The organism is Methylobacterium sp. J-030, assembly GCF_022829545.1.
Taxonomy (GTDB): domain Bacteria; phylum Pseudomonadota; class Alphaproteobacteria; order Rhizobiales; family Beijerinckiaceae; genus Methylobacterium.
The window spans coordinates 1-271 of sequence record NZ_JAKSYM010000215.1; the positions used below are offsets into that span (position 1 = coordinate 1).

Below are 271 nucleotides of genomic sequence, written 5' to 3' on the forward strand. Positions count from 1 at the left end.
GCTCCAGCTGCTCGGATCAACCCTTTCGGGTAGTCGATGCCGCTGTCACCCCCCGATGCATTGAGCAGGGCATTGATGCGATCGTGCTTCGCGATCAGCCGGACGAGCTTGGGCGACGCAGCGGGCTCATCGGCGCGGGCCGACGCGGATGCCAGCGGAGCCGTGAGGATGGCGCCGAGCGCGGCGCGGCGGGTGGACGGGTTCACAGCCATGCCGAGCCCTCCCGCCAGTCGCAGCCAACCGCGCTGAGCACGAGGGCGGCGCGGGTGGA

1 protein-coding gene is annotated in these 271 nt (G+C 70.8%); it reads right to left on the reverse strand.

What is annotated here, in order from left to right:
- Positions 1 to 212 (reverse strand): hypothetical protein (locus MKK75_RS14530; protein WP_244043265.1); only part of this gene is annotated, 212 nt, incomplete at its 3' end.
- Positions 213 to 271: the final 59 nt, after the last annotated feature.